This window comes from Pseudoalteromonas sp. NZS127 (assembly GCF_015864805.1).
Lineage (GTDB): Bacteria > Pseudomonadota > Gammaproteobacteria > Enterobacterales > Alteromonadaceae > Pseudoalteromonas > Pseudoalteromonas nigrifaciens.
On the sequence record NZ_JADYWN010000015.1, the window covers coordinates 24,742 to 51,249 of the forward strand.

22 protein-coding genes are annotated in these 26,508 nt (G+C 39.4%); 9 read left to right on the forward strand and 13 right to left on the reverse strand.

The genetic code is table 11. The annotated features are described in order from the left end of the window. Positions 1-38: 38 nt before the first annotated feature. Positions 39-1,763, forward strand: coding sequence for a proline--tRNA ligase (locus I6E78_RS13470; RefSeq protein ID WP_086994275.1), 1,725 nt, complete (start codon positions 39-41; stop codon positions 1,761-1,763). A gap of 120 nt (positions 1,764-1,883) precedes the next feature. Here the strand turns inward: I6E78_RS13470 and I6E78_RS13475 are convergent, their stop codons facing one another. The 4 genes from I6E78_RS13475 to I6E78_RS13490 form a co-directional block, all read right to left on the reverse strand. Further along, complete coding sequence (locus I6E78_RS13475) at positions 1,884-4,943, reverse strand: ATP-binding protein (protein ID WP_197182698.1); 3,060 nt, start codon at positions 4,941-4,943, stop codon at positions 1,884-1,886. Between the two features lie 229 nt (positions 4,944-5,172). After that, positions 5,173-6,381, reverse strand: a complete 1,209-nt coding sequence (locus tag I6E78_RS13480) for an ABC transporter permease (protein ID WP_011328303.1) — start codon at positions 6,379-6,381, stop codon at positions 5,173-5,175. Continuing rightward, on the reverse strand, positions 6,374-7,162 hold the full coding sequence (locus I6E78_RS13485; RefSeq protein ID WP_011328304.1) for an ABC transporter ATP-binding protein: 789 nt from the start codon (positions 7,160-7,162) through the stop codon (positions 6,374-6,376). Before I6E78_RS13485 ends, I6E78_RS13480 begins: the two co-directional genes overlap by 8 nt. Continuing rightward, on the reverse strand, positions 7,159-7,971 hold the full coding sequence (locus tag I6E78_RS13490; protein ID WP_011328305.1) for a DUF3025 domain-containing protein: 813 nt from the start codon (positions 7,969-7,971) through the stop codon (positions 7,159-7,161). The genes I6E78_RS13485 and I6E78_RS13490 overlap by 4 nt, the downstream gene beginning before the upstream one ends. 116 nt (positions 7,972-8,087) lie before the next feature. On the opposite strand from I6E78_RS13490, the gene I6E78_RS13495 reads away from it, so the two are divergent. Continuing rightward, complete coding sequence (locus I6E78_RS13495) at positions 8,088-9,713, forward strand: M28 family metallopeptidase (RefSeq protein ID WP_197182699.1); 1,626 nt, start codon at positions 8,088-8,090, stop codon at positions 9,711-9,713. A 121-nt stretch (positions 9,714-9,834) separates the two neighbouring features. Continuing rightward, a complete protein-coding gene (locus I6E78_RS13500; protein ID WP_197182700.1) occupies positions 9,835-11,007 on the forward strand; it encodes a putative manganese transporter in 1,173 nt (390 codons plus the stop codon). Between the two features lie 76 nt (positions 11,008-11,083). Here I6E78_RS13500 and I6E78_RS13505 read toward each other — a convergent pair whose 3' ends face one another. From I6E78_RS13505 to seqA, 6 genes are all read right to left on the reverse strand, one after another. Then, positions 11,084-12,658 carry a dihydrolipoyllysine-residue acetyltransferase gene (locus I6E78_RS13505; RefSeq protein WP_011328308.1) on the reverse strand — a complete coding sequence of 525 codons (1,575 nt, stop codon included), beginning with the start codon at positions 12,656-12,658 and terminating at the stop codon, positions 11,084-11,086. Between the two features lie 8 nt (positions 12,659-12,666). Next, entirely contained in the window at positions 12,667-13,644 is a 978-nt protein-coding gene (locus I6E78_RS13510) for an alpha-ketoacid dehydrogenase subunit beta (RefSeq protein ID WP_011328309.1), read from the reverse strand. Continuing rightward, a complete protein-coding gene (locus I6E78_RS13515) occupies positions 13,644-14,858 on the reverse strand; it encodes a thiamine pyrophosphate-dependent dehydrogenase E1 component subunit alpha (protein WP_197182701.1) in 1,215 nt (404 codons plus the stop codon). Before I6E78_RS13515 ends, I6E78_RS13510 begins: the two co-directional genes overlap by 1 nt. A 264-nt stretch (positions 14,859-15,122) precedes the next feature. Next, positions 15,123-16,178, reverse strand: coding sequence for a succinylglutamate desuccinylase (gene astE, locus I6E78_RS13520; RefSeq protein WP_011328311.1), 1,056 nt, complete (start codon positions 16,176-16,178; stop codon positions 15,123-15,125). 97 nt (positions 16,179-16,275) lie between these two features. Continuing rightward, positions 16,276-17,913: a phosphoglucomutase (alpha-D-glucose-1,6-bisphosphate-dependent) gene (gene pgm / locus I6E78_RS13525; protein WP_011328312.1), complete on the reverse strand. Its 1,638-nt coding sequence runs from the start codon at positions 17,911-17,913 to the stop codon at positions 16,276-16,278. 9 nt (positions 17,914-17,922) lie between these two features. After that, positions 17,923-18,516, reverse strand: a complete 594-nt coding sequence (gene seqA / locus I6E78_RS13530) for a replication initiation negative regulator SeqA (RefSeq protein WP_197182702.1) — start codon at positions 18,514-18,516, stop codon at positions 17,923-17,925. Positions 18,517-18,779: 263 nt separating this feature from the next. Between seqA and I6E78_RS13535 the strand changes: the two genes are divergently transcribed. The 5 genes from I6E78_RS13535 (at position 18,780) to fur (ending at position 21,325) form a co-directional block, all read left to right on the forward strand. Then, positions 18,780-19,547, forward strand: a complete 768-nt coding sequence (locus tag I6E78_RS13535; RefSeq protein ID WP_086994251.1) for an alpha/beta fold hydrolase — start codon at positions 18,780-18,782, stop codon at positions 19,545-19,547. A gap of 95 nt (positions 19,548-19,642) precedes the next feature. Continuing rightward, entirely contained in the window at positions 19,643-19,864 is a 222-nt protein-coding gene (locus I6E78_RS13540; RefSeq protein ID WP_011328315.1) for a DUF2788 domain-containing protein, read from the forward strand. Positions 19,865-19,866: 2 nt separating this feature from the next. After that, positions 19,867-20,145 (forward strand): LexA regulated protein, encoded by a 279-nt coding sequence (gene ybfE, locus I6E78_RS13545; RefSeq protein ID WP_011328316.1) that lies wholly within the window; start codon positions 19,867-19,869, stop codon positions 20,143-20,145. A 12-nt stretch (positions 20,146-20,157) separates the two neighbouring features. Beyond that, positions 20,158-20,685 (forward strand): flavodoxin FldA, encoded by a 528-nt coding sequence (gene fldA / locus I6E78_RS13550; protein ID WP_011328317.1) that lies wholly within the window; start codon positions 20,158-20,160, stop codon positions 20,683-20,685. Positions 20,686-20,881: 196 nt separating this feature from the next. After that, positions 20,882-21,325, forward strand: a complete 444-nt coding sequence (fur, locus tag I6E78_RS13555) for a ferric iron uptake transcriptional regulator (protein WP_011328319.1) — start codon at positions 20,882-20,884, stop codon at positions 21,323-21,325. Between the two features lie 113 nt (positions 21,326-21,438). Here the strand turns inward: fur and glnS are convergent, their stop codons facing one another. Further along, positions 21,439-23,097 (reverse strand): glutamine--tRNA ligase, encoded by a 1,659-nt coding sequence (gene glnS / locus I6E78_RS13560; RefSeq protein WP_197182703.1) that lies wholly within the window; start codon positions 23,095-23,097, stop codon positions 21,439-21,441. A 216-nt stretch (positions 23,098-23,313) separates the two neighbouring features. On the opposite strand from glnS, the gene I6E78_RS13565 reads away from it, so the two are divergent. Next, positions 23,314-24,384, forward strand: coding sequence for a DUF3083 family protein (locus tag I6E78_RS13565; protein WP_197182715.1), 1,071 nt, complete (start codon positions 23,314-23,316; stop codon positions 24,382-24,384). A 74-nt stretch (positions 24,385-24,458) separates the two neighbouring features. On the opposite strand, the gene sucD is transcribed toward I6E78_RS13565, so the two are convergent. Together sucD and sucC are read right to left on the reverse strand one after the other, a co-directional pair. Next, positions 24,459-25,331: a succinate--CoA ligase subunit alpha gene (gene sucD / locus I6E78_RS13570; RefSeq protein ID WP_011328322.1), complete on the reverse strand. Its 873-nt coding sequence runs from the start codon at positions 25,329-25,331 to the stop codon at positions 24,459-24,461. Next, positions 25,331-26,497: an ADP-forming succinate--CoA ligase subunit beta gene (gene sucC, locus I6E78_RS13575; RefSeq protein ID WP_011328323.1), complete on the reverse strand. Its 1,167-nt coding sequence runs from the start codon at positions 26,495-26,497 to the stop codon at positions 25,331-25,333. Before sucC ends, sucD begins: the two co-directional genes overlap by 1 nt. Positions 26,498-26,508 lie beyond the last annotated feature (11 nt).

Consider the following 26,508-nt stretch of genomic DNA (forward strand, 5'->3'; position numbering starts at 1 on the left):
TACAATATGTACATAATTACTCTAATTTCGGAAACAACATGCGTACCAGTCAATATATACTCGCCACACTTAAAGAAACGCCTTCGGATGCTGAAATTGTATCGCATCAATTAATGCTTAGAGCCGGTATGATCCGTCGTGTCGCTTCGGGTTTATACACTTGGTTACCCACTGGGTTACGGGTACTTAGAAAAGTAGAAAATATCGTACGTGAAGAAATGAATAAAGCCAATGCGATTGAAATGCTGATGCCAGTAATTCAACCAGCAGATTTATGGGAAGAATCAGGTCGTTGGGATGAGTTTGGTCCTGAACTTATGCGTTTTACCGATCGTCATAATCGTACCTTTGCGCTTGGCCCAACTCACGAAGAAGTGATCACTGATTTTGTTCGTAAAGAAATTAGCAGCTATAAACAGCTACCAATTTCTTTATACCAAATACAAACTAAAGTGCGCGACGAACGTCGTCCGCGTTTTGGTGTAATGCGCGCCCGCGAATTTACAATGAAAGATGCCTATTCATTTCACTTAAGTGATGAGTGTTTAGATGCAACGTATCAAGTAATGCACAAAGCGTATTGTAATATTTTTGAGCGTTTAAACTTAGACTACCGCCCTGTTATTGCCGACACTGGCTCTATTGGTGGTAGCGTATCGCATGAGTTTCATGTACTTGCAGAATCTGGTGAAGACGCTATTGCATTTAGTGATGGCAGCGACTACGCAGCAAATATTGAAAAAGCAGAGGCACTTGCACCAAGCGAGCCACGCCCAGCTGCAACAAAAGAGCTTAAAGCGTTTCCAACGCCTGACGCTAAAACAATTAACGAGCTTAAAAAGCACTACGGTGTTAAACCACATCGCGGTGTTAAAACATTAATCGTTTACGCTGCGCCTGATGAAAACGGGGTACGTGGTTTAGTTGCGCTAGTTTTACGCGGCGATCACGACCTTAACGAACTAAAAGCTGAAAAACACCCGTTAGTAGATTCTCCGCTTGAAATGGCAACAGAGGCAGACATTGTTGCTGCTATTGGTGCAAAACCTGGCTCATTAGGCCCGGTTGGCCTGTCTATGCCAATTATTGTTGATAGAAGCGCTAACATACTAGCTGACTTTGTTGCCGGCGCTAATAAAGACGACGAGCATTACAGCGGCATTAACTGGGATCGTGATGTAACTGATTATGAAGTTGCTGATATACGTAATATTGTAGAAGGCGATGCAAGCCCATGTGGCCAAGGCACTTTACAAATTAAACGTGGTATTGAAGTTGGCCATATTTTCCAACTTGGCACTAAATACTCACAAGCAATGAAGGCTGGCGTATTAAACGAATCAGGTAAAAACCAAATAATGACTATGGGTTGTTATGGTATTGGTGTGTCGCGTATTGTGGCTGCAGCAATCGAGCAAAACAACGACCAATACGGTATTATTTGGCCACAACCAATTGCACCGTTTGATTTAGCTATTGTGCCTATGAATATGCATAAGTCGCATCGCATTCCAGATATTGCTAACAACCTTTACCAAGGCTTAAAAGATGCTGGACTTGATGTGTTATTTGATGACCGTAAAGAGCGCCCTGGCGTTATGTTTAACGACATGGAATTAATTGGCGTGCCATTTACATTAGTTATTGGCGAGCGCAACCTTGATGAAAACAAAGTTGAACTTAAAAACCGCCGCACTGGTGAAAAGCTAATGATTGATATTGATACAGCAATCGATGCAATTAAAGCAGCTGTTAAAGGTTAAGCATAAAATACACTTAACTATAAATAAAAAAACCGCTTTAAAGCGGTTTTTTTATATCTAAAATATAATCACTTCAGCTAAAAAGGTGACTTATTAAAAGCCGCCTATTTCGCTTTAGTGTTAACTCAACCACGTAATAAGCTTGTCTTTTAACGTTTGCGGCTTAATTGGTTTAGTAATGTAGTCGTTCATACCGGCCGTTAAACAACGCTCTCTGTCGCCTTCCATTGCACTTGCTGTCATCGCAATGATAGGCACATGAATATATTCTATTCCGGCTTTGGCGTTTCTAATTTCGCTGGTGGTATCGTAGCCGTTTAAATTAGGCATTTGGCAATCCATTAAAATAACGTTAAAAGGTTGCTGTTTATTGCTCTTTAACGCCTCTAAAGCTTCAAGACCGTCAGATGCACAGGTGATTTTAACTTTAGTGTGCTTTAAAATCGCTTTAGCCACTTCTATGTTGATCATATTATCGTCAACTAAAAGCACATGATAAGCTGATAAGTCTGCATCCACAGGCTCTTCAATTAAGCTCTTTGGTGGGGTAATAACAAACTCACTACTGGCACCGAATAAACTCGCTAATTTGTAACTAAACTCATCTTGGGTAAGCGGTTTATTTAAAATATGTAGATGATCAGGAAATACTTTTTTCGATTGTTTGTTCATCACCATATCACGCAAAATCAGTACATATTTTTTATCGTACTGTTTGCAAAAGCTAATCAGGGCATTAACTTGTGGATGGTCGTCGTCAATAATTAATAAGTCCGCTTCAAACTCATCATGCTCACTAAAGTAATCTAACCTAACAATATTACTTTTATCTACTTTGCATGTTTGCAGTAATAAATCACACACATTGTTATACACATTATCGCGAGCAATTAATGCAGCAACATCAATACTGGTAGCAAGCTCAATGCCGGTATTTAGCTTTTTCTGGGGTGCTACATGCAGCTCAACGGTTGCAGTAAAAGTGCTCCCTACCCCTTTTTCGCTTGTTAGCGATATATTACCACCCATTAATTGCGCTAGCTTTTTACAAATTGATAAACCCAAGCCGGTACCGCCAAAATGGCGTGTGGTGCTTGAATCTTCTTGGGTAAACACTTCAAATAGTTTATCTATATTTTCAGCTGCTATGCCAATTCCAGTGTCTTTAACCGCAAAACTCATCTGTAATTTAGTATCGGTAATGTATTTAGAGCCTATGGTTAAGCTAACTTCACCTTTGTGAGTAAACTTAAAAGCATTATTAACCAAATTAATTAAAATTTGCTTAAGGCGATGGCTGTCACCTACTACCATACGATCAACAATATTGTGGGTGTGTAAAAATACTTCAAGTCCTTTGCGTTGCCCTTGTAGCGCTAATGAGTTAATCATATCGCTGCACACGGTAACAACATCAAAGCTGTGATTATCAATATCGAGCTTACCCGCTTCTATTTTTGAAAAATCTAAAATATCATTAATTAAATTCATTAAAGAATTAGCACTGCTATTTGCAAGTTTTAAATAATGATGCTGTTGCTCTGATAAGCCATCTTCTTTAAGCATTTCTAGCATGCCTAATACCCCGTTCATAGGGGTGCGTATTTCGTGAGAAATATTAGCTACAAAGTCACTTTTAGCTTGGCTTGCTGCTAATGCTTCATCTATTGCGCGCTCAAGCTCTCGGGTTCTTTGCGAAACTTTAAGCTCTAAAGTGGTATTAACTCCCTCAAGTTCAGCTTGAATATTTTTAAGCGAGCTTATGTCTCTTAAAATAGCCGCAACTTGATAACGCTCATTAAACACATCATAAATACTGCTGAGGGTTATTGAGTAGTAGTATTTATTGCCCGAACTGTCGGTGTGCATGGCTTCAAAGGGCATTTTAGAGCCATTTTTAATGGTTTCTCTTATGCATTTTTCATCTTCTTTATTTAAAGTAAATAAAGAAATAAAATTTACGTTATCACTCTCTAGTATATCGCCAAACACTTGCTTAGCTGTGTTATTAAATTGCACTACTTTACCCGACTCTGAAATGCTAAAAATAGCATCTAAGGAGTTTTCTATTACTCTGTTATTTTGCTCTTTTAACGAGTTAATAAGTAACTTTCGGTTTATAAAGCGCTGATACAGCATGGTCATAACTAAAAACACACCAAAAAATACAGCTAATGTAGTAATAAAGCTTTGGCGTCTCTCGCTCACTTTTGCTAATAATGTTTGCGTATCTACACTCACAGCAAGCTCGAGTGGCAGCATGGCAATATCATTACCAAAATAAATACGCTTTTGAAGTGTGTATTGTTGTGGGTAGTTATTTAACGGCAGCGTTTTGTCTGCAGCCATATTTTGCGCGCCAACAGACTCTTGCTCCCAGGTTCTGCTTTTATTAAACTCAAACCCAAAGCGCAGCTCTGGGTTTGGATGATATAAAAACTCACCTTGGTTATTCATTAAATAAATTGCAGTGCCTTGCGGAGACTCAAAAGTGAGGCTTTTAAATAATTGTTCTGCATAATAATTCGTAACTAAAACCGCAGAAACCTGTTTGTTTTTGTCAAATACAGGTTTTGCTACCCGAAAGGTACTGATATAAGGCTGCTGAATTTTACCATTTTCACGGTTGTAATTTATTGGTGAAATATAAACAGTGTGCTCATCAAGCATACTGGTTTTAATAACGTAATCTCGTTGGCCTTTTTGTTGTAATTGCTCGCCTTCGAGTATGGTAATTTTGCCTTGCTCGGTCCGATCAACCCTTACGACTTCTTGCCCGCCTTCTGCTAGCATTATATAACGCGCTTGTAATATGCTTTCGTCGGTGCGCATAAAGCCAGAAAATATACTCGCTAAGCGATTTTTCCAAATAGCCATAGGCGTTGCAGATGCTGGATCTGACAATTGATTTTCACTAGCGCGTGATATTGCTTTTATAGGTGGGGTTGCATCTAAAAATCGAATGGCGTTAACGCTGTCGGTAAAGTGTTTTTTTAACGATAATGTTTTAGTTTCGAGTTCGCGTTTTAGCTCTATTTGCGCCGTGTGATAAATTTCACTTCTTACTTTTTGCTCAAATATATACATTGAAGGCAACGCAATGATCATAAAAATCATTACGGCAAAAAGTATTAGCTTATTACTTTTTGCAACTCTAGATAAAAAATTTCGTTTTAACATTTACTATTACCTACACTATAGTACTTACATAAGTAGTCTAGATTGAGAAACAATAAACCTCAAAATTAATTACTTACCTCTTTTATTTGCAATAAAGAGTGCCAAATTATGAAGTGTATTCTACCACTACCATTGCTCTTAATGAAATAAACTAAACGCTATTTATATTTGTTTATAAATGAAAAAGGCAGCGAGTGCTGCCTTCAAAACTTAAAGCTTTGTCTATTAACTATCTAAATAACACATCTTCGCGGTTAAACCATTTAACGCAAAAAGCTAATAAAATACCGGCAATAATAGCTGTAGCTAAAAATATTAGCCCTATTAGCGTGTAATCTACTGTGCCTTTAACTATTTCTTTTATTGCTAACGCTACATTAGTGACAGGAATAAACGCTGTTTTAACAGTGAGTTCCACATTTGGCATTAAGGCAATTATTACCGGAAAAATAACGCCCAGAGATAACGGTGTCATGTAGTTTTGCGCTTCTTTAAAGGTACGTGCGTAAATTGAAATAGCTAACGCTAGCGCAGAAAATATAGCCGCCAGTGGTAACAGTAATACAAAAATCATTAATAAATCAGAAACGGCTAAGCTACTAAATGCAACTTTAATAAATTCAAGATCCGCAAAAGTAATCGCCAAGGCTATCCACACTCCCATACTCAGCACAGTAATGGTTGTAGAGGCAATCGAAGTAGTTAAAAGGGTAATAAATTTACCTAAAACAAGTTGCGTACGGGTGATAGGTGTTAACAACAATGTCTCTAGGGTGCCACGTTCTTTTTCGCCTGCCCCTAAGTCAATGGCAGGATAAGTTGCTCCCATTAATACTAAAGGCACTAATAAATACGGTAAAAACCCACCTATTTTTTCACCTAAGTTTTCACGTTTATCGGCGGTATCTACTTTTACAACTTCAATTGGTTCAAGTATTGCTTTTTGCGTTGCTTCGTCAATGCCAAAACTAAGCAGCTTTTGTACTTGTAACGCATCGCTGTATTCTTGCGCTAGCTCTTTCACCCGCTGAAACAAAAAGTTAATAGACTTAGCGTCGTTAAACACTACCTGCCATTTGCTTTGCTGTGCATTATTTAACGTTTGCTGTGCATTGCTTGGTAAATAAATGCCCATATCAATATCGCCAGCAATCACTGCGGCTTTAAGCTGTGCAACACTATTAAAGGTTTTAGTGCCTTTATACTGCTCAAAACTTTTATGGTAAAACACTTTGTCGGTAAACTCTGGCGCATAGTCGCCGTTTACAATAGCGTAGGTATTTACTTTTTGCTCTGCATCCATAGCTGCTTGTGCGCTAATAAAGGCAACAACGGCAAAAATAAGTGGGAACACTGCAACTGGCACAGCCACTACAAATATGAGCGTTTTTTTATCGCGTAGTAACTCTCTTAATTCCTTTTTAAATACTTCAAACATCACGTTTCTCCGTTAATATGTTCATAAACGCTTGGTTAAGTTCTTCACTGTTACCTGTTTGTTTAAACTCTTCTACAGTGCCATCAAAACAGCTTACGCCTTCGTTAATCACTGCTACGCGGTCGCACAGTAAAGCAACTTCATCTAGGTGGTGCGTTGAAAAAACAACCGGTGTGCCTTGCGCTTTTAAACCTTTTATAAAGTTAATTACCGTTTGTGTGGTCATAATATCTAACCCGGTCGTTGGCTCATCTAAAACCACTACAGCAGGATAATGCACTACTGCGCGGGCAATATTGGCTTTTTGTTTCATTCCGGTTGAGAGGTTTTCTGCACGCTTATCTATAAATTTATGCATATCGAGCAAGGTAAATAGCTCTTCGCAGCGTGTTGCAATATCTTTTTTGCTCATGCCATGGAGTTTTGCAAAATATTCGATGTTTTCTTTTACAGTTAAACGCCCGTATAAGCCGGTTGAACCCGATAAAAACCCAATTGATTTACGCCCCAGCAATGGCTTTTTTATTATGTCGTTACCGGCAATGGTAATACTGCCTGCATCGGGTTTTAAGGCAGTCGAGATCATTCTTAACGTGGTGGTTTTACCTGCGCCATTTGGTCCTAGCAGTCCAAGTACTTCGCCTTTTGCACAACGAAAGCTAACATCTCTAACTGAATGAAAATAATCTTTATCTTCGCGCGGGTCTATTTCGTCTACTTTGTTTTTTTTATGATCTTTAGTTAGCTTAAATTTCTTTTTAAGGCCAATAACTTCTATCATGTTCGTATCCTTCGTTTTTCTCTAAAGTAATCCGTATTATTATAAAATGTGTCGTCGGTGTTGTCCTCATGCCACCCCGGAACACCTAGTAGTGGTAAAGGTGAAAGGAGTTTATTGTCGGCTAAACACTGATCGGTTTTTATCATCTCATAAAGTCTTTGATCTAGGTACTGGTATTGGGTAACTAAATCTTTACAAAATATTTCATCGGGTACAGTTACAAACAACGCTTTACCCGTTAAACCAATATAGGGTTTAGTTAGCATTTCGTAATTTGCATGGCCAAACATAAATGGTTTGATGGTTTTTCCCCACTGCGCTCTATGCTCAACAAACGCTGTTTTCCATTGATGATCGCGCAACCACTGTTGCCATTGGGTATTGCTAATAGCCAGTACAACACCGCATTCGTCAAATAAGGTTAGGGCATTGCGATGTTTGGTACGCTGCTTTGTGCCATGTACTGCAATATCTGCTACGTGGCGTTGATTAATGAGCGCTTTGGTTTTAGGAAATAAACACCAAATAAAGCCACCAAATAAGTCGTGCCAATTTTCAGTACGCGTAGGCACCTGCCCTGTTTCAAAAATAACTTGCTCGTAATAACGCTCAGCAAAATCTATTTTTGCATCATCGACAAAGCTAATAGCCAAGTTATTGGCATTAATTGCGTTTAAGTGTGGGCTAAACCAGCTAGGCAGAGGCCAATTTTTTTGCTCATGTATATTAAACAACGTGCGCAAATGCTCAAAAGCGCCGCTTTGTAAGCAGCTTGGCTGAAATTCTTCTGGGGGAGTAAAACGCTTCATTATTATTTGTACTTACTAGTTTATACCTTAAATTTTGTAACAGTTTACCGCAAAAACTGGTTCTAATTAATAGAACTTCATATACTGGGTTATCTTAAAACAAAAATAGAGCCAATATGAAACGTTATTTCTCTCTTACCCTTATCACTGCTGCCGTATTAGCGGGCTGCGCTACAACAAGTATTACCTCCGATGATGTAACTAAGGGCTACAACAGTATTCAAGCTGATGAAATTGCTAAGCATGTAAAAGTGTTAGCATCGGATGAATTTGGTGGCCGTGCCCCTTCATCGCCAGGCGAAAAGCTAACGCTTGATTACCTAACAGCGCAATTTAAAGCCTTGGGTTTAAAGCCCGGTAATGGCAATAGCTTTTTACAAGAAGTTCCACTAGTTTCGCTTGAAGCAGACTCAGACATGGTATTAAAAATTGGTGGTAAAAACTACCAATACAAAACAGACATGGTAATGGGCAGTAGTCGCATTAGCGAAAATCAAGCAATTGAAAACTCTGAGCTAGTATTTGTTGGTTACGGCGTTAATGCACCAGAGTATAACTGGAACGATTACGAAGGCTTAGATGTTAAAGGCAAAACGGTAGTAATGCTGGTAAACGATCCGGGCTTTGCAACTAAAAACCCTGATTTATTCACTGGCGATGCCATGACCTATTATGGCCGTTGGACTTATAAATACGAAGAAGCGAGTCGCCAAGGTGCAGCGGGCGCAATTATTATTCACGAAACAGCACCGGCTTCATACCCTTGGTCTGTAGTAGAAAACTCGTGGAGTGGTGAGCAGTTTGGTTTTCAAAAAGAAAACAACAATATGGACCGTGTAGCGGTTGAAGGCTGGGTAACAACAGACGTAGCCAAAGAGCTGTTTAATAAAGCAGGGCTTGATTTTGATACACTAAAAGCCAATGCTGCAAAAGGCGCTTACCACGTTGATATGGGCGATTTGACTGCCTCTATAAAGATAAAAAACACCATTAAAAAGTCTATCTCGTATAACTTTATTGCCACTTTACCGGGCAGTGAAAAACCAGATGAACATATTATTTATTCTGCACATTGGGATCACTTAGGCACTGATAAAAACCGCAAAGGGGATCAAATTTTTAATGGCGCGCACGATAATGCTACCGGTACGGCTGGTTTAATTGAAGTGGCTGAAGCCTTTACTAAATTACCTAAGCACCCTAGCCGTTCAATGACCTTTTTAGCGGTAACCGCTGAAGAGCAAGGCTTATTAGGGTCAAAATATTATGCAGCTAACCCTGTTATTGCTGCCAATAAAACCGTTGCTAACATTAATATGGACAGCTTAAATTTATTAGGCAAAGTGAAAGATATTAGCGTGGTAGGTATTGGTAAATCACAAATGGATGATTTATTAACAACGGTTGCGCTTGAGCAAGGCAGAACAATATCTGGCGATCCTAATCCTTCTTCGGGTGGTTACTATCGCTCTGATCACTTTGCTTTTGCAAACATGGGCATTCCAGCCATGTACGCAGGTGGTGGCACGCAAGCCTTTGACGAAGAAACTGCAAACTACCGTAAGCGTATGAGCTTAGTACTGCGTGGTTGTTATCATCAACCATGCGATCGCTACCGTGATGAATGGGATTTATCGGGCGCGGTGCAAGACCTACAATTATTTTATAAAGTAGGTTTTAATATTTCTGAGCAAGAGCAATGGCCAACGTGGAACACTAACTCTGAGTTCCAACGTAAGTAATTTAATCTTATCTAATCGAAAAACTCAAATAGAGTAATCGATACAATTGCACTCAAATGATATTGATTATCATTTGAGTGCAATGTAAAGTGTAGCTTAGTTACTTACTAGGCCACACTTTATGCAATTACTCTCACATAGTGGATTTATAACAGCCAATTCAAAACGCTTTATGGGTCAAAACAAACGCTTATTATTACCACTCTTTATATTAGTGTGTTTAGCCCTACCTAATTTACGCGCTATTACTATTACTGCACTCAGTGACGCATTTTTTCAGGTCAGTGTTTTTGTAGCAGCTACCTTACTAATTTACTACTATGCCATAGCACGTTTACCACAATTAGAGCTTAGTTATTTAAGCGCTAAGTCGCCTATTTTAGAAGTTGCTTTTGCATCTATACTAGGTGCATTACCAGGCTGTGGTGGTGCAATTATTGTTGTTACCCAATTTACAAAAGGCCAAGCCAGTTTTGGCGCTATTGTCGCGGTTTTAGCTGCAACAATGGGTGATGCGGCATTTTTACTACTTGCTACTCGCCCTACCGAAGGAGTAATTATTATGGGTATTGGCTTGGTTGTAGGAACTTTAAGCGGGTTGATAGTAAATGCTATTCATAAAAAAGACTTTTTGCGACCACTCCCACAACAGCATAAACAACAGGTTATACAGCTACCAACAGCTATTATTAAAATATCTAAGCCGGTATGGATGGTTGCTATTGTTCCAAGCTTAATTATTGCTTTGTTAATTGCGTTTAATGTTGATTTTAACAAGTGGGATACTAATATACCTAACATTATTAGCTTTTTTGGCGCTGCAATGGCACTGTTTATTGTCAGTATTTGGGCGTATTCGTCTAAAGGAGAGAGCTATAAAGAAGTCACCGCAGAAGACGATGCATATAAGCGTAATCCTCCCTCTAATATTACCAAGGTATTACAAGACACTCACTTTGTAACTGCGTGGGTCGTTGCGTCATTTATGTTATTTGAAATATTAGTAAATGTGGCAGGACTTGATTTAAAAGCATGGTTTTTACACTATGCGTATTTAGCACCACTTATAGCGGTATTAATCGGTTTTTTACCCGGTTGCGGGCCACAAATAATTGTTACCACTTTGTACATTCAAGGTATTATTCCATTTAGTGCTTTAACTGCAAATGCTATTTCTAACGATGGCGATGCGCTATTTCCTGCCATAGCAATGGCACCAAAAGCCGCGCTCATAGCAACTTTTTATACTGCAATACCGGCTTTAGCCGTGGGTTATGGTTTATATTTTTGGTGAGTAAATAATACTTTTAAATACAGTAAACAAAAAACCAGCCGAAGCTGGTTTTTTTAATAACAATAAGCGCGTATGTTTAGCTCATCGCCATCATCATTACCGATGGATTTTCTAAGTACGATTTCCAAAGGTTATTAAAACGGGCAATAGTGCCACCATCAATCACGCGATGATCGCCAGACCAGCTCACCTGCATTATAGCTTTGCTTACCACTTGGCCGTTTTCATCAAAACGCGGTAAGTGCTGTAATTTGCCCAAAGCAACAATAGCCACCTCTGGTTTATTAATAATAGGCGTCGCAATAGTGCCGCCAATTGCACCAATATTTGAAATACTAATAGTACCGCCTTTCAAATCATCTGGCGCAACACGACCTTCTCGCGCTGAGTCGGTTAAACGGGTTAAATCGTTTGCAACTTCTACAATACTTTTGCTCTGACACGATTTAATATTAGGCACTAATAAACCTATTTTTGAGTCAACTGCAATTCCAATATTATGATCGTTATAATAGGTAAGCTCGCTGCACTCATCATTTACTTTAGAGTTAAGTACTGGGTACTCTTTCATTGCAAGCGATAATGCTTTAACAAAAAACGGCATCATGGTTAGTTTAATACCTTGCGCTTTATACTGCTCTTTTAAACTAGAGCGAAGCGCAATTAGCTTAGTTAAGTCTACTTCATCACTAAAGGTAAAGTGTGGAATGGTCGAAACCGACGCCACCATTTGTTTAGCCATTGCCGCTTTTATGCCTTTAATTGGCTCTACACGTGTACCACCTGAGTGTGTAGCTGATGTTCTTTGCTCATTGCCACTGTGCAATGGTGAGGTATCGATAGTGTTAGGAACTTCGCCTTTTACAAACTCTTCTATGTCTTGTTTATAAATACGGCCATTTTTACCACTGCCCGGTACACAGGTTAAATCAACATCAAGCTCGCGTGCTTTACGACGAACCGCTGGCGATGCAACTGCTTTTTTATTCACAATTTTAGTTGTTTGCTCAGCTTTAATAGCCGCTGGTTTATCTGCTGCATTAGTTTGTGCTTTTACCACTGCTTGATTTATATCTGCATCGGCTTTAGCTGTACGCCCTGCTACCGTCATTTGAAATAACGGGCTGTGCACTTTGGCTATTTCACCTTTTTGATAATACAGCTTATTTACAACACCAGTATATTTTGCCGGTATTTGTACCAAGGCTTTGTCTGTCATTACATCACAAACCGCTTGATCCTCAACTATTTCTTCACCTTCGGCAACTAACCAGTCAACAATTTCACACTCAACAATACCTTCGCCTATATCTGGCAAAATAAAATCTTCTAAGTGCTCGCTGCTATTATTACTGACAACCGTTTGAGCTGCTTTTTCAGGTGCTGCATCAGCTTCTTCGCTAACTGCTTCACCACTTACATTCATAGCAAATAATGGCCCATGAACCTTGGCAATTTCACCTTTTTGATAATAAAGCTTGGTAATTACCCCATCATGTACAGCGGGTATTTGCACTAATGCCTTGTCTGTCATTACATCACAAATAGGCTGATCTTCAGCCACAGTGTCACCTTCTGCCACAAGCCATTCAACAACTTCGCATTCAACTATGCCTTCACCAATATCGGGTAATATAAAATCTTTAGCCATGGTATCCCCTAAAAATCCATTGATTGTTTAATTGCGGCCAATACTTTTAATGCATCCGGTACATATTCTTTTTCAAGCGCTAACGGATACGGCGTATCTAAGCCACACACGCGCATAATTGGCGATTCTAAATGTAGGAAACATTCTTGACCAATGGTTGCCGCTATTTCTGCACCAAAGCCATTAGTAATTGGCGCTTCGTGGCTAACAATCAAGCGTCCAGTTTTAGTCACCGACTGTGCAATTGCCTCTACATCCCATGGTAAAATACTGCGTAAATCAATTACTTCACAGCTAATGCCTTGTTCACTTGCTTGTTTGGCGGCGTCTTCTATTATTTCCATTTGCGCGCCCCACGCAAGTAAGGTCACGTCTGTACCTTGCTGTACTACCTCGGCTTTTCCAAGCTCAATGGTGTAATCTTCTTCTGGCACTTCGCCGATTGATGCGCGGTATAAGCGTTTTGGTTCAAAAAACAATACCGGGTTGTCATCTTTGATTGCCGCGCGTAATAAGCCTTTTGCTTGGTACGGGTTACGTGGCACAATAACTTTTAAGCCTGGTGTATGTGCAAAGTAAGCCTCGGGTGATTGTGAATGATACAAGCCCCCTGCAATTCCGCCGCCGTAAGGTGTACGAATAGTTAAATTACCCACATTAAACTCATTACCACTGCGGTAGCGAAATTTAGCTGATTCATTAACTATTTGGTCAAAGGCTGGAAATATATAATCTGCAAACTGTATTTCTGCCAGCGCTGGAGCGCCAAAAGCCGCTAAACCATTCGCAAAACCTAAAATACCTTGCTCTGTAAGCGGAGTATTAAATACACGGTGTTTACCGTACTTTTCTTGTAAGCCTGAGGTTGCTCTAAATACACCACCAAAGTAACCCACATCTTCGCCAAAAATACAAGCTTGTGGATGCTCTGCCATAGTAATGTCAAGTGCAGAGTTAATTGCGTGTAGCATGTTCATTTTAGCCATTACTTAATTCTCCCTGCTGTAACTGGGTAGGCATCTGGATGCAGTTTTATATGCGCTTTTAGTTGCTCATATTGGCGTTGCAATGATGGAATTGGGGTATCGTAAACATCTGATATTAATTCTTCTAAAGCTGGCTTTGCCACTACTTCGGCACGTTTTAGCGCAGCTAAAATTTCTTCACGAATTGATTCTTTAGCTTTTACATCGTCGGCTACGTTTAGCCAGTCTTGCTTAATTAGCCATTTTCTAAACTTGTCGATTGGGCATACTTGATGATTAGCTTCTTCATCTTTAGAGCGATAACCACTTGGATCGTCTGAGGTCGAATGCGCACCTAAGCGATAAGCAATTGATTCAATTAAAATTGGCTCGCCTGTGCTCACTGCAATTTCACGGGCTTTTTTAGTTGCCGCATACACTGCAAGGGCATCTGTGCCATCAACACGAATTGTTTTAATACCGTAACCAACGCCACGAGAAGCAATGCCGTCACCTTTAAACTGCTCATCTGCAGGGGTCGAAATAGCATAACCATTATTACGGGCAAAAAATATTACCGGCGCTTGATGCACTGCAGCCATATTTACACCGGCATGAAAGTCCCCTTCAGACGCTGCGCCTTCACCAAAATAACAAATAGTGATGTTATCTATAGTGCTGGCAAGCTCACCTGTTTTAGCATCTATATGTTTAATTTTTTGACCATAAGCGTAGCCAGTCGCTTGTGGAATTTGTGTTCCTAATGGCGATGATATGGTCATATAGTTTAATGCTTTAGAACCATAATGAATCGGCATTTGGCGGCCTTTGCCTAAATCCAGTTCATTAGAAAACATTTGGTTCATAAACTGATCAAGCGTAAAACCACGATAGTGAAGCGCCGCTTGTTCACGGTACTGAGCCATAATCATATCATTTTGATCAAGCGCAGCTGCAGAGGCTGTTACTGCAGCTTCTTCACCTAAACATTGCATATAAAAGCTAATGCGGCCTTGACGCTGTGCACCTTGCATGCGCTCATCTAACAAACGTATAAAGCGCATGGTTTCGTATAATTTAATTGCGGTATGTTTTGAAATGTCGGGTGCGGTTGCACCTGGATGAATCTCGCCGTCCTCAGTTAAAATACTAAGGGTTGGAATAGTTAACGCATTGCCATCGATAAACTCAAGCTTATGGTTAATATTCAGCGATACGTTATTTGGATTACTCATAACCTACCTTCTTTTGTTGTCGATAAAACAGTGCCCATTAAATTATTATTGTGGGTTGATTGCTGCGAATAAACTTTGCAACATCTGCACTGTCTTTAATTAAAGCTGCCGACACTTTACGTTAACGTAAAGTGTTATTCAACAAATCTGTGACGAAACAAAACTAAATAGTGAGTATAAAAATGGCAAGTTAACTATACAGATATTTTACTATTTATTAATCATATAGTTAACTTATTACAACAAGTGGTCTGATCAGCTATTTTAAATAAAATTACTGTCTATCGCCATTGGCACAACGGTTAACAGCGCTCGCTGCCCGATAGCTACGTTTGCATTGGGGAAAATAATCGCCTCTCCTTGCACGTCGGCGTAGTAAGGTGTATCGCCATCAGTAGCTAACAACTCACCCTTGGCAAAACCTGTGAAGTTTTCGGCCTGATCTGAAAATGGAAAACTAAATTCATTCTGCGTTCTATTTATGGTGCGGTGCACAGTAAACAACTCGAATTCATCTGCATTAAATTCTGGATATTCAACCTTATCTTGGCTAATTAATGCAGTGAGTGTTTGTTTTGTTTTTGCAAAGCGGCTCATGTCATTCTCACCAAAGGGCTTAACTTGGCCAAGCTCGACCGTAAACGAATCGGCACCATGCACAAATGATGAATAATAACTAAAGGTGGTTGCTGGGGATTTCATCATTAATACGGTATTTACCCCACAACTTAATAAAAACTGTAATTGCGACTTTTTCCACGGTTTACCATGTAAATAAGGGTACACTGCAAACTTTTCGTTTTTAGAGCCACGAATTGCAGTATGTAAATCGTAATGGCAGCGGCTGCTACCTTGCTCGCCTCGGCTAAAAAAGTCACTTACGTACTGCTCTAATTTGGCTGCACGGGTACGTTCGTTATTCATTGGTACGCCGTCTACGCTATGGTGGCCATTAAACAACCTGTTAAGGTTTTCTTCTACAAAACGCAAACCAATATTAATTGATTGCGGATTACCAAAAATAAATAAAGCGCGCTGCTTTAAGAGCAGCTCACCGGCGATTATTTGTTTAATTAATTCGTCGCATATTTCGATTGGTGCGGTTTCGTTTCCGTGCACTGCACTTGAGTACACTACGTCTTTGCTTGAAACAGTGGCCGGTTGAAACTCTATAACACCGGTATCATGAATAGTAACTACGGTGCCATTATTGAGGGTGAACTCCCCTGCGGCTAAGTGCCATTCGTTATTGCGGCTTAGCGTTAAAAAGTCGCCAGTTTGTTTTAATTCTTCGATGTAATCTGGAGTAGTGGCTGACATATGGATAAAAGCCCTTTGTAAAATTGAAATTATTATTATGCAATTAAAAACAAAAACGGCTGATTAAATCAGCCGTTTTTAAGTAATATAAGCGATATTAGCTAATAACTGAGTCTACTAGCTTTTTAGCTTCTTTTTCAAGTAGTGCTAAATGCGCTTCACCTTTAAACGACTCAAGGTAAATTTTGTATATATCTTCAGTACCCGATGGACGCGCTGCAAACCAACCACTTTCGGTAACTACTTTTAAACCACCAATTGGCGCATTATTACCTGGCGCATGGGTTAGCTTTTGTAAAATAGGTTCACCTGCGAGTGTATCGGCTTTAACGTCGTCGGCACTGAGGGCTTTTAAACGCGATTTTTGCGTGCTTGTAGCCGGTGCGTCTATACGTTTATAAAGCGGCGAGCCAAATTCTTGCTCTAACTCTTTATAAAGAGCAGACGGTGTTTTACCGGTAACAGCAAGTATTTCGGCCGCTAATAAGCCCATAATAAAGCCATCTTTGTCGGTACACCAAACACTGCCATCAAAACGTAAAAATGCGGCGCCAGCACTTTCTTCGCCGCCAAAGGCTAACTTGCCTTTATTTAACCCTTCAACAAACCATTTAAAGCCAACCGGTACTTCTTTTACTTTACGGCCATTACGCTCAGTAACTTTGTCGATCATGGAGCTGGAAACTAACGTTTTGCCAATTTGCACATTTGCGTTCCAGTCTCGATTTTTAAGCAAATAATCAATCGCAACCGCTAAAAAGTGATTAGGGTTCATTAAACCATCTGGCGTTACTATGCCATGGCGGTCGTAATCTGGATCGTTACCAATGGCAATATCAAAATCATCTTTAAGCGCAATAAGGTTGGCCATTGAATAAGGTGACGAGCAATCCATACGAATTTTGCCATCTTTATCAAGTGGCATAAATGCAAAACGAGGATCAACAACATCATTTACAACGCTAATGTCTAAATTATATTTTTTAGCGATAACCGGCCAAAAATTAATGCCTGAGCCGCCCAGCGGATCAACGCCAATTTTAATACCCGCTTCGCTAATCGCTTTTAAATTAACAATATTTTCTAGATCATTAATATACGGGGTCATTAAGTCTTGGTATTTAATAAACCCTGAGCGCGAGGCTTTAGCAAACGGAAATAATTCCACTTCAACTAAGTCCTCTAGTAATAACTGATTAGCTCTGTCTTCTATCCATTTAGTCACGTCGGTATCGGCAGGCCCGCCATCGGGTGGGTTGTATTTAAACCCGCCATCCTCTGGTGGGTTATGCGAAGGCGTAACTACAATGCCGTCGGCTAATTCATTTGGGTGCAGCTTGTTGTAACTTACAATAGCGTGGCTAATTACCGGTGTTGGAGTAAAGTCACCATCGTCTTGGGTGATCACTTGCACTTCGTTGGCTACTAATACTTCTATTGCCGAATTAAAGGCCGCTTCACTTAAAGCGTGGGTGTCTTTTCCTAAAAATAACGGGCCAAAAATATCGTTTTGTTTTCTGTAGTCACAAATAGCTTGAGTAATAGAGAGTATGTGCGACTCGTTAAATTTAACATCGTAGGAGCAACCACGATGCCCTGATGTACCAAATGCAACACAATGCTCTGGATTCTGCTCAAGGTCTGGCTCATTTAAATAATACGCAGATACTAATTTAGGTACATTTATTAATACCGATTGTGGAGCTGGTTTGCCCGCACCTGGATGAATAGCCATAGTATTTCCTTACAGGTAGTCGCGAATTTTTTCAGCTTGTTCTGTGCTATAACCTAAACACAAAGCAACTTCATGAAGCATCATTTTTTTACGTGTAGTGTTAGAGTTTGTCATTACCCAGTACTCACTGTCGGTGATGTTTTTAGGGTTCATACTGCTACCACTATTAACTAAGTCTTCTTTGCTAGTAGCAAAGTAAACGCGATCACGGCCTTTGATATCTAATACGGCGCGAAAGTCAGTTTTATGGGTACGGTAAAATGCACTTAAAATAAATAAAAACCGACCCACAACGCCTTTCTGCATTGCCAACTCTTCTTTATTTAATACATTAAATACATTCGCATTTTTTTGCTGCGCAGACTTCTCAGCTACTGCACTTGGCTTAGCAGCAAGCGCAGGTGTTTGCTCTGCTACAGGGGTAATTTTAGGCAAGGTAGTTGTTGTTTGATTATTTTGATTAAGCTCTACGTTTGCGGTCTGAATTTTTTCGCCGCTCAGATTTAATAAACGACGTAAAATAGTGGATGCGCTCTCACCAATACTTTGCGTATTGCTGGCAATATACTGATATAACTCGTCGTCTATGTCGATTTGTTTCATGTTCTTCCTGTCATTACGGCCACATTTTTCTTTCCGTGTGATTATACCCAAACCAGTTAGAAATGCGAGTTACAACAAACCCCGCTGTAAACATATATTTTAAATTACTTATGTGCGCTATTTAAATTACTATTTAGCACGATTAAATAGCTAAATATTGTTGATAAAACAGGCTACAGCCCAATATTATATTTTGTGACTGTATTTTTTGCTTTTTAAGCAAATGCTCGTCACACTATGGCGAATTTTACACTGAGGCTAATATGCAGTTAAATTATAAGCAACAAGGGCAAGGCCCACATGTTATTTTAATTCATGGGCTTTTTGGATCATTAGAGAACTTAAACGTGATCGCAAAACCCCTTAGTGAATTTTATACCGTAACCAATGTCGATTTACGTAACCATGGCAAATCGCCCCATAGCGATACAATGACTTATGCGGCAATGGCCCAAGATATTATTGAATTATTAACACATTTGAACATAGATAAAGCGCACATTATAGGCCACTCTATGGGCGGAAAAGTAGCAATGGAATTGGCATTAACCCATCCAGAGCACGTTAATAAATTAATCGTACTTGATATAGCACCTGTTAGTTACCCTGCTCGTCACACTAAAATTATTCAAGCGCTTAAAGCGGTTGCAAACGAATCTATTACAGATAGAAAGCATGCCGATGCAATTATGCAGCCTTTTATAGACGAGATGGGTGTGCGTCAGTTTTTATTAAAAAGTTTAGCTAAAAACGATGAAGGCAATTTTGCATGGCGGTTTAATTTATTGAGTCTTGATAAAAATTATTCGATAATTACCGACAATGTTAATGAAAACAATTCTTGTTTGTGCGACACTCTATTTATTAAAGGTAATGATTCTGACTATATATTAGCTGAGCATAGAGCGGCTATTAATGCGCGCTTTAGTAATGCCAGTGCCAAAATAATTCACGGTGCTGGCCACTGGTTGCATGCGCAAAAGCCATTAGCAGTGAATAAAGCAATAAATGACTTTTTAACTGCGATTTAAACTCATTTTAATCGCCTGTTTTTGATTTTGCGTACTAAAAAGTCGTATATTTATATGCTATAGTATGCGCCGTTTAATTTAAAGGTTACACGTTGATGGTCAGTCAGTTAATTAACGAATTTGATACCTTAGGGTTGTATTTTGGCTTAGCCGGTATTTTTATATTCATCGGTATGGCAATTAAAGACGTACTAAAAAGCGGCAATGTACCCAAGTTTGGTCGTTACATTGTTTGGGCTGTACTCTTTTTAGGGTGTTCTGGCTTTATTGCTAAAGGACTTATTCAAGTATTTTGGCAAGGCGCAGGTGTAGGTTAAGCATGGCCAAGTCAGAAACAGATAGAACAACGCTCGATTTATTTGAATACGAAAAACGCCCAGGCAGACCTAAAACCAATCCCCTTCCACGGGATATGCAGTTAAAGGTTAATAAACGTAATCAAATAAAAAGAGATAAAGCACGTGGTTTAAAGCGTGTTGAATTTAAAGTTTCTTCACAGTTATATCAGGCACTTAGTGATATGGCAGATGCACAAAATATTAGCCGCAGTGTGTTGATTGAAACAATTTTACAAGAAAGATTGGCTATTGATAGATAAAAGGTTTAATCCATGGCAAGTGTAGGCATTTTTTTCGGAAGTGACACAGGTAATACAGAACACGTAGCAAAAATGATCCAAAAAGAATTGGGTAAAAAGCTCGTAGCTGTACATGATATTGCAAAAAGCTCTAAAGAAGAGATTGCGGAATTTGATTTAATCTTATTTGGTATTCCTACTTGGTATTATGGCGAAGCGCAATGTGATTGGGATGATTTTTTTCCTGAGCTTGAAGAAGTAGACTTTGAAGGTAAGCTGGTTGCTATTTTTGGTTGTGGTGACCAAGAAGACTACGCAGAGTACTTTTTAGATGCAATGGGCATGATTAACGATATAGTTACTGAACGTGGTGCTATTGTGGTTGGTCATTGGCCAAGTGAAAGTTATAACTTTGAAGCATCTAAAGGTATTGCTGATGACAAACATTTTGTTGGTTTAGGTATCGATGAAGACCGTCAACCAGAACTCACTGAGCAGCGTGTTAAAGCCTGGTCTGCCCAAGTTTATGAAGAAATGTGTTTAAGCGAGCTTGCTGATTAACTTTATTTTTTCTTGGTTTTTGCTTAAATTAGTAGCAATATATTAGTAAATGCGCTTTTATCGGTATTTATTAGCTTTGACCTTTGCACTTAGTAGCTAGGCACGTTACCCTTACCGGTTGATGTGTCGTGTACATCTATTCGTGTACATCCTTGCAAGGTGTCTAGTATAACCAAACAAAATTGAGACAGATTTAATGACTGATCATAATTTGGAATTAAAAAAAGCCGGTTTAAAGGTTACTTTACCGCGAATTAAGATTTTAGAGATTTTACAATCACCTGATAACCAGCATATTAGTGCTGAGGATGTTTATAAAATTCTTCTAGATTTGGGTGAAGAAATCGGTCTTGCAACTGTATATCGCGTACTTAATCAATTTGATGACGCTGGTATTGTTACTCGCCATCACTTTGAAGGTGGTAAATCAGTATTTGAACTTGCAACCAGCACTCACCATGACCACTTAGTATGTCTAAAATGTGGTAAAGTGGTTGAGTTTGAAGATGATGTTATTGAACGTCGCCAACTTGAAGTTGCTGAAAGAAATGGTATTAAATTAACCAATCATTCTTTATATTTGTATGGTGAATGCGAAGACAAAGAAGCGTGCAAAAATTTTGCTAATAATATAAGTTAAGCTTGTATTATAAACAAAAAAAACCTGCTTAATGCAGGTTTTTTTGTCAGTAAAATTCCCAGTACTCATTACTAACACTTCCTAGGTAATAATGAGTACTGAGGCGTTAACCTTTACTGGGTTTTTGACCATGAGTCACGCAGACCCACTGTTTGATTAAATACTATGTTTTTCGCTTTTGAATCTCGCGAAAAATAGCCAGTACGTTCAAACTGAAAACCTTGCTCGGCTGCTGAATTAGCCAACGATGGCTCTAACTTAGCATTCGTTAAAATAACTAATGAGTCAGGGTTTAAGGTGCTTTCAAACTCATCGGCTGCTGCTGGGTTTGGTACGCTAAATAAACGGTCATATAAACGTACTTCTGCTGTAATCGCTTCACTTGCCGATACCCAATGAATAACCCCTTTAACTTTACGACCATCACTTGGGTTTTTACCTAGCGTTTCTGGGTCAAAAGTACAATAAATAGTGGTAATTTCACCATTTTCGTCTTTTTCAACACGCTGTGCTTTAATAACATAAGCGCCGCGTAAGCGTACTTCTTTATCAAGTACTAAACGTTTGAACTTGTTATTAGCTTCTTCTTTAAAGTCTTCACGTTCAATATAAATTTCACCTGTGAATGGCACATCACGGCGACCCATTTCTTCTTTATTTGGGTGATTAGCCACAGATAAGGTTTCAACTTTATCAGCATCATAGTTTTCAATAACGATTTTAACGGGATCAAGTACCGCCATTGCACGTGGTGCATTTTCGTTAAGATCTTCACGGATACAGGCTTCAAGCATGCCCATTTCAACCATGTTTTCTTGTTTGGTTACACCAATACGTAAGCAGAACTCACGAATGGAGGCTGGGGTATAACCACGACGACGTAAGCCTGCAATCGTAGGCATACGTGGATCATCCCACCCTTCTACATGATTATTCACTACTAAGTCGCTGAGCTTACGCTTAGACATAATAGTGTACTCTAGGTTTAAGCGTGAAAACTCAATTTGTTGTGGATGACACTCTAAACTGATGTTATCAAGTACCCAGTCATATAAACGACGGTTATCTTGAAACTCCAGTGTACACAATGAATGCGTAATACCTTCTAGCGCATCAGAAATACAGTGAGTAAAGTCGTACATTGGGTAAATGCACCACTTATCTGCAGTTTGATGATGATGAGCAAAGCGTACACGATAAATAATAGGATCGCGAAGCACCATAAATGAGCTTGCCATATCAATTTTAGCGCGCAGTACACACTCGCCTTCTTTAAACTCGCCATTACGCATTTTTTCAAATAACGCGAGATTCTCATCACTTGCTGTATCGCGGTATGGGCTGTTTTTACCCGGCTCTTTTAATGTGCCACGGTATTCACGGGCTTGATCTGCCGTTAAAAAGCACACATACGCTAAGCCTTTATTTATTAGCTCAACTGCATAATCGTATAATATATCGAAGTAATTAGACGAGTATTTAATTTCGCCATCCCAATTAAAGCCTAACCACTGCACGTCTTCTTTAATAGAATTAACGTAGTTAATATCTTCTTTTTCTGGGTTTGTATCGTCAAAGCGTAAGTTACATAAACCGTTATAGTCTTTTGCGATGCCAAAATTTAAACAAATTGATTTTGCATGGCCAATGTGTAAAAAACCATTTGGTTCGGGTGGAAAACGAGTATGCGTAGACGCATGCTTTCCACTTGCTAAATCTTGGTCAATGCGGGTTCTAATAAAATTACTTGGGCGATTCTCGATTTCCGCCATAGGAGTATGATCCTCAAAATAGTGCGTGATAACAAAACTGATGCATTATTACAAAAACATACACTAACATACAGCAATAGATTAAGGTTTATTTTAGATCTTGGTTAACTTTAATTCAGTAACGAGTCAGTTAATGAATAAACTTTGTTTTAGCGCAATAATAACGTCATCAAAGGCCATTATAGTAAGCAAATAACCTGACTTAAAGGAACCATGATGGCTATACAAAATCAACACCGTGTTTATATTCCAACCAATGCCCGTACCAATCACTACCTTTTAGCTGAAATAACCCCTACCACTGATTTTTATAAAAGCTTTAGTAATATTAACTGTTGTTATGAGCGTATAGCACGTGAGCTTTTTTCTTGCTGTGATGAGCTTGGCTTACACAATGTGCATTTATTAGCGAACAACAAACTACCTGTAGTACGCTTTAACGATGAGTCGTATCAGCTTGAAACGAATAAACAAATGTTGTTTTTTTATAACCCTCGCTACCACGAAGCACATAAAGCGTACTACACTGAAAATATAGCCAGTAAAAAAATCAGGCTGTTATTTTTAGCAACCGGTGACGATCTGCGTGCAAATTCAGCACTGTTTCATAGCAAAGTACAAAAGGTATTAAATAATTTACAACAGCAGTTATTTTTAGAACAACCACTGTTTAAACTGCGCGATCATCAACATTTAACCTATGACTTATTTGCTAAAGATAAAGGCAATAAACAAACCTACGGTTATAAACTGCGTAGCCTCTACCCTCGCTACCAGTCAAGGCAGTGTAATATTCCCAGTGATCATGCCCAAATGAGCTATGCAACCTTCGCTATTCCAGTGTCACGAGCAATCAAAACGCAATTTCAAACACAAATAAATAATCGTGATTTTAAGCAATTTTATACATACTTTACCGATTTATTTACCCAAATTTGTAATACCAATAAGTTAACCCACGGGGCTATGGTTGCTAATGGCGCTATACCAATTATTCGTAATAGCAGCATTGATAAAAATGACGGTAATCAAGAATTACAAAAGTTAAGCTTTGACATAGAGACTGATCAAGTGCAAATTAAAGCGCTATTTAATGAAGATAAATTAGTAGAAACACTGCATTTTGTAGTGGTAGCTGCGCAGCATAATAATAATGAAATGGGCTATGGGCGGTTTATGAATCAAGTAGAGAAAACGATTCATACTTTGTGCGATGAGTTAGCTATAAATAAACAACGCCAAGATTTATCAGTGCGGTTTTATCAGCATATAAGCTACCTATACTAAATGTAAAAGTAAAAGTAAAAGTGCAGATAACAAAAAGGCTCGCATTAGCGAGCCTTTTTAGAGCAAAAAAGCGATTACCAGCCTGTTTTCTCTTTAAGTGCTTTACCGATATCAGCAAGTGAACGTACAGTTTTTACGCCCGCAGCTTCTAGTGCAGCAAATTTCTCATCAGCAGTACCTTTACCACCGGCAATGATTGCGCCAGCGTGACCCATACGCTTACCTTCTGGTGCAGTAACACCAGCAATGTAAGATACTACAGGTTTAGTAACGTGTGCTTTGATGTACTCTGCAGCTTCTTCTTCTGCAGTACCACCAATTTCACCGATCATTACGATCGCTTCAGTTTGTGGATCTTTTTCGAACATTTCTAAAACGTCGATAAAGTTAGTACCTGGAATTGGGTCGCCACCAATACCAACACATGTAGACTGACCAAAACCAGCATCAGTAGTTTGCTTAACTGCTTCGTACGTTAATGTACCAGAGCGAGAAACAATACCTACTTTACCAGGTTTGTGGATATGACCAGGCATGATACCAATCTTAGTTTCACCAGGAGTAATAACACCTGGGCAGTTAGGACCGATCATACGTGTACCTGTTTGATCTAGTTTGATTTTAACATCAACCATATCAAGTGTAGGAATACCTTCAGTGATACAAACAATCAGCTCGATGCCTGCATCGATTGCTTCTAAGATTGCATCTTTACAAAAAGGTGCTGGTACATAGATAACAGACGCAGTTGCGCCAGTTTCTTGTACTGCTTCACGTACTGTATTGAATACAGGAAGACCAAGGTGCGTTTGACCGCCTTTACCTGGGCTTACGCCACCAACCATTTGTGTACCGTACTCAAGCGCTTGCTCTGAGTGGAAAGTACCTTGGCCACCGGTGAAACCTTGACAGATAACTTTTGTATCTTTATTGATTAATACAGACATTATTTGCCCTCCGCAGCAGCAACTACTTTTTCAGCAGCGTCTGTTAGTGATTCAGCAGCGATGATGTCTAGACCAGAGTTTTTAAGAACTTCACGGCCTAGTTCAGCGTTAGTACCTTCTAAACGTACAACTACTGGTACGTTTACGCCTACTTCTTTAACTGCGCCAATGATGCCTTCAGCAATCATGTCACAACGTACAATACCGCCAAAGATGTTAACTAAAACAGCTTTAACATTATCATCAGAAAGAATGATTTTGAATGCTTCAGAAACACGTTCTTTAGTCGCGCCGCCGCCAACATCTAGGAAGTTAGCCGGTTTGCCACCGTGTAGGTTTACGATGTCCATAGTACCCATTGCTAGGCCTGCACCGTTAACCATACAACCAACGTTACCATCTAGCGCTACGTAGTTAAGCTCAAAGCTTGCTGCATGTGCTTCACGTGAATCTTCTTGTGAAGGATCGTGGAATTCACGGATTTTAGGTTGACGGTAAAGTGCATTACCATCGATACCGATTTTGCCGTCAAGACAGTGAAGGTTACCTTCATCTGTGATCACAAGCGGGTTGATTTCAAGTAATGCGAAATCAAAATCAGTGAACATTTTACCAAGACCCATAAAGATCTTAACAAACTGTTTCATTTGTACTGGGTTAAGACCCAATTTGAAACCTAGTTCACGTGCTTGATAAGCTTGAGGACCTACTAATGGGTCGATCTCAGCTTTGTGGATAAGCTCAGGTGTTTCCTCAGCAACAGTTTCAATTTCAACGCCGCCTTCAGTAGACGCCATGAAAACAACTTTGCGAGATGCACGGTCAACAACTGCACCTAGGTACAATTCGTTGGCGATGTCAGTACAGCTTTCTACTAAAATTTTAGCAACTGGCTGGCCTTTTTCGTCTGTTTGGTAAGTAACTAGGTTTTTACCTAACCAGTTAGCTGCAAACGCTTTAACTTCGTCGATAGTTTTTACTAGCTTTACACCGCCAGCTTTACCACGTCCACCTGCGTGAACCTGAGTTTTAACAACCCACATATCGCCGCCAATTTTTTCAGCAGCAGCTGCAGCTTCTTCAGGTGTATCGCAAGCGTAACCTGTAGAAACTGGTAAACCATATTCGGCAAAAAGTTGTTTTGCCTGATACTCATGCAAATTCATGATGCTTTATC

What these genes read in the sequence shown, in the direction of transcription:
- I6E78_RS13470 (WP_086994275.1), top strand. Translation starts at nt 39, where the DNA reads ATGCGTACCAGTCAATATATACTCGCCACACTTAAAGAAACGCCTTCG.
- I6E78_RS13475 (WP_197182698.1), bottom strand. Translation starts at nt 4,943, where the DNA reads ATGTTAAAACGAAATTTTTTATCTAGAGTTGCAAAAAGTAATAAGCTA.
- I6E78_RS13480 (WP_011328303.1), bottom strand. Translation starts at nt 6,381, where the DNA reads ATGTTTGAAGTATTTAAAAAGGAATTAAGAGAGTTACTACGCGATAAA.
- I6E78_RS13485 (WP_011328304.1), bottom strand. Translation starts at nt 7,162, where the DNA reads ATGATAGAAGTTATTGGCCTTAAAAAGAAATTTAAGCTAACTAAAGAT.
- I6E78_RS13490 (WP_011328305.1), bottom strand. Translation starts at nt 7,971, where the DNA reads ATGAAGCGTTTTACTCCCCCAGAAGAATTTCAGCCAAGCTGCTTACAA.
- I6E78_RS13495 (WP_197182699.1), top strand. Translation starts at nt 8,088, where the DNA reads ATGAAACGTTATTTCTCTCTTACCCTTATCACTGCTGCCGTATTAGCG.
- I6E78_RS13500 (WP_197182700.1), top strand. Translation starts at nt 9,835, where the DNA reads ATGCAATTACTCTCACATAGTGGATTTATAACAGCCAATTCAAAACGC.
- I6E78_RS13505 (WP_011328308.1), bottom strand. Translation starts at nt 12,658, where the DNA reads ATGGCTAAAGATTTTATATTACCCGATATTGGTGAAGGCATAGTTGAA.
- I6E78_RS13510 (WP_011328309.1), bottom strand. Translation starts at nt 13,644, where the DNA reads ATGGCTAAAATGAACATGCTACACGCAATTAACTCTGCACTTGACATT.
- I6E78_RS13515 (WP_197182701.1), bottom strand. Translation starts at nt 14,858, where the DNA reads ATGAGTAATCCAAATAACGTATCGCTGAATATTAACCATAAGCTTGAG.
- astE (WP_011328311.1), bottom strand. Translation starts at nt 16,178, where the DNA reads ATGTCAGCCACTACTCCAGATTACATCGAAGAATTAAAACAAACTGGC.
- pgm (WP_011328312.1), bottom strand. Translation starts at nt 17,913, where the DNA reads ATGGCTATTCATCCAGGTGCGGGCAAACCAGCTCCACAATCGGTATTA.
- seqA (WP_197182702.1), bottom strand. Translation starts at nt 18,516, where the DNA reads ATGAAACAAATCGACATAGACGACGAGTTATATCAGTATATTGCCAGC.
- I6E78_RS13535 (WP_086994251.1), top strand. Translation starts at nt 18,780, where the DNA reads ATGCAGTTAAATTATAAGCAACAAGGGCAAGGCCCACATGTTATTTTA.
- I6E78_RS13540 (WP_011328315.1), top strand. Translation starts at nt 19,643, where the DNA reads ATGGTCAGTCAGTTAATTAACGAATTTGATACCTTAGGGTTGTATTTT.
- ybfE (WP_011328316.1), top strand. Translation starts at nt 19,867, where the DNA reads ATGGCCAAGTCAGAAACAGATAGAACAACGCTCGATTTATTTGAATAC.
- fldA (WP_011328317.1), top strand. Translation starts at nt 20,158, where the DNA reads ATGGCAAGTGTAGGCATTTTTTTCGGAAGTGACACAGGTAATACAGAA.
- fur (WP_011328319.1), top strand. Translation starts at nt 20,882, where the DNA reads ATGACTGATCATAATTTGGAATTAAAAAAAGCCGGTTTAAAGGTTACT.
- glnS (WP_197182703.1), bottom strand. Translation starts at nt 23,097, where the DNA reads ATGGCGGAAATCGAGAATCGCCCAAGTAATTTTATTAGAACCCGCATT.
- I6E78_RS13565 (WP_197182715.1), top strand. Translation starts at nt 23,314, where the DNA reads ATGGCTATACAAAATCAACACCGTGTTTATATTCCAACCAATGCCCGT.
- sucD (WP_011328322.1), bottom strand. Translation starts at nt 25,331, where the DNA reads ATGTCTGTATTAATCAATAAAGATACAAAAGTTATCTGTCAAGGTTTC.
- sucC (WP_011328323.1), bottom strand. Translation starts at nt 26,497, where the DNA reads ATGAATTTGCATGAGTATCAGGCAAAACAACTTTTTGCCGAATATGGT.